Genomic DNA, 2,589 nt, shown 5'->3' on the forward strand with positions numbered 1-2,589 from the left:
AGAGGCCGCGCTGCCGGCCCGCTAGGGATGCGCCATGGGCCGCGCCAGCACGCCGCGTCGCCCCCTGGGGCAGTGCCGTGGCCGTGTGGTCCCGCGCCCGGCCGCACGCCAATGCGCTCCTTCCAACCCGCTTATCCCATTGACATTGTGAGCAAACCTCTCTATGACTTTGCGTATCGGTATTCTCACCGGCGGCGGTGACTGCCCCGGACTGAACGCGGTGATCCGCGCGGTCACCAAATCGCTGCTGCGTCAGTGCGGCGCCGAAGTTATCGGCATCGAGGACGGCTTTGCCGGCCTGATGGGCGAAGCGCCGCGCATTCGACCGCTGGACTGGGCCAACGTCAGCGGCATTTTGATGCGCGGCGGCACCATCCTGGGCACCAGCAACCGCGCCAACCCGCTGCGCAGCGAAGCCGACACCGAGCGCACGCTGGCGCACGCGCGCGCGTTGGGCCTGCAGGCGCTGGTGGCCATCGGCGGCGACGGCACGATGGCGATTGCGCACGGCTTGGCGCAGCGCGGGCTGCCCGTTGTGGGCGTGCCCAAGACCATCGACAACGACATCGTCGGCTGCGAGCGCAGCTTTGGCTTCGACACCGCGGTGGCCATCGCCACCGAAGCCATCGAGCGGCTGCAGACGACCGCCGAAAGCCACAGCCGCGTCATGATCGTCGAGACCATGGGCCGCTACGCCGGCTGGATTGCGCTAGAGGCGGGCATAGCGGGCGCCGCCGACGTCATTCTGCTGCCGGAAATCGACTATGACATCGAGGCGGTGGCAGCGGTGTGCCGCGAGCGCGCGCAGCGCCAGCGCTACACGCTGATCTGCATTGGCGAGGGGGCCAAGCCCGTGGGCGGGCAGCAGACCGTGCAGGCTTGGCTGCACGACAGCCCCGACCCGGTGCGTTTGGGTGGCGTGGCGCATGCTTTGCGCGCCGCGCTGCAGCCGTGGCTGACGTGCGAGGTGCGGGCCACGGTGTTGGGACACGTGCAGCGTGGTGGCTCGCCCACCCCCTTCGATCGCGTGCTGGCCACCCAGTTTGGCAACGAGGCGGCGCTGCTCGTCATGCGCGGCGACTTCAACCGCATGGTCACGCTGCACGAGGGGCGGCTGGGCAGCATGGCGCTGGCCGACGTGGTGCACGGCACGCGCACGGTGCCGCTGGATCATCCCCTGCTGCGCACCGCCCGCCAGATCGGCGTGTCGCTGGGGGAGCCGTGACCGGGGGCGGCGGTCGTGCGCCAAGATGTCGCTGCCATGACAATTGGCTTGCGGGTGGCGTCCGGGTGGACGGTCTGGCATGCCGTTTGCGGGGTTTACCCGAGCCAAAATCGCCCCTCCGCTCGGGCATAGTTACGCCACTTTCCCGAAACACGCAAGGTAACCATCCTAAAAACTGAAACGCGTTGTCATGGGCGCCGCGCTGGCGCTGGGGTTGAGCGTCACACACGCCAAGCCGTTTTAAGTGAAGCAGTGCGGGCGAAAACGCCACCTGGGACATCCATTCGCAGAACAACGCGCTGCAAAACGGCATCCACGCCGCGGTTTACGAGTCGCTGGTGTACTACAACAGCCGCACCTTCAAGATCGATGCCGGTGCTGGCCGTCAGTTGGCGCTGGGCGCGCGCCAGCGCCGCTTCCAGCCGGGCCGCCTGGTCCGCCAGCCGTTGCCCCGTTTCGGCGGTGGGCGCGCGCAGCTGGAATGCGGCTAGCCTCCGCGTCTGCGACAGCGCCAGCAACATCTCGGGCGCTTCCAGCACGGTGGCGCTGATCAGGTAGTGCAGGGCAGGCTGCGGGTCCATGCGCAGGCCCGAGGTCTCGGCCACGCGCTCCCACAGCCGCAGCGCCGCTGCGACGGCCGTGGCACTGGCGTTGTCGGCACTGGACTGCGTTGGGTCTTCAACGGCTTTTTGCAGGGCCTGCCAGTGCGTGGCGGTCTGCAACGGCTCTCCCAGCCAGTTATCGATGGGATGGCTGGCAGCGTCTGCAGGTGCCGGCGCAGGGTCTCGGCGGCCTCGGCGCGCTGCGCATCCGAGGCGGCGATGCCGAACAGGGCTCCGTCGACTAGCGCCCGGTGCGCCTGCGCTGCTTGCAGCACGGGCAGCATCGTTTGCAGGTACGCCACGCCCTCGCGCTACAGGCGCACCTGGCGGATGGCGCGCCAGATTTCCTGCGCCAGCAGCGCGGTCAGCAGCGCAAAACACATCGAAATCACCGTGGCCTTGGCGCCAAAGCGCAACTTGCGCATCAACAACACGGCTGGCGTCAGCCAGCCATAGTTGCGCCACAAAACGTCACGGTGGTGAACGGCGTCAGGGGCCACCTGGCTGGTGTGCATACCCTATCGTTGCTGTTTAATCGGAATGGCTAAGTGGCCGGGTGCGTAAAAGACCCCGTGCGCCACTGCGGTGGCGTACAAGCGTCGCGCAGCTTTTTGAACGGGCCGTTGCGGATTTACCCGCCATGACGCACCGACGGCGCAACGGTTTCGAGGGCCAAGCACAAATCCGCCCACGTTTTGCCCTTGTCCGCCGGGTTGCGCAGCAGGTAGGCCGGGTGGTAGGTGACCACGATCGGCACCTCCA

At 67.7% G+C, this 2,589-nt stretch carries 3 protein-coding genes and 1 pseudogene; 1 reads left to right on the forward strand and 3 read right to left on the reverse strand.

Annotation, left to right across the window (positions count from 1 at the left end; all coding sequences use genetic code 11):
• Positions 1-169: 169 nt before the first annotated feature.
• Entirely contained in the window at positions 170-1,225 is a 1,056-nt protein-coding gene (locus V7Z54_RS06995; RefSeq protein ID WP_334135409.1) for a 6-phosphofructokinase, read from the forward strand.
• Between the two features lie 221 nt (positions 1,226-1,446).
• On the opposite strand, the gene V7Z54_RS09965 is transcribed toward V7Z54_RS06995, so the two are convergent.
• The 3 genes and pseudogenes from V7Z54_RS09965 to V7Z54_RS07010 all read right to left on the reverse strand — a co-directional run.
• Positions 1,447-1,947, reverse strand: a complete 501-nt coding sequence (locus V7Z54_RS09965; protein WP_443082449.1) for a hypothetical protein — start codon at positions 1,945-1,947, stop codon at positions 1,447-1,449.
• Between the two features lie 191 nt (positions 1,948-2,138).
• Positions 2,139-2,342 (reverse strand): hypothetical protein, encoded by a 204-nt coding sequence (locus V7Z54_RS07005; protein ID WP_334135407.1) that lies wholly within the window; start codon positions 2,340-2,342, stop codon positions 2,139-2,141.
• Between the two features lie 116 nt (positions 2,343-2,458).
• Positions 2,459-2,589, reverse strand: a pseudogene (locus V7Z54_RS07010) (uracil-DNA glycosylase); the annotation flags it as partial.

Origin of the sequence: Tepidimonas sp. (assembly GCF_036824975.1) — a bacterium.
GTDB lineage: Bacteria > Pseudomonadota > Gammaproteobacteria > Burkholderiales > Burkholderiaceae_C > Tepidimonas.

Coding starts and splice junctions, on each gene's coding strand:
- V7Z54_RS07005 (WP_334135407.1), bottom strand. CDS start 2,342: ATGCACACCAGCCAGGTGGCCCCTGACGCCGTTCACCACCGTGACGTT.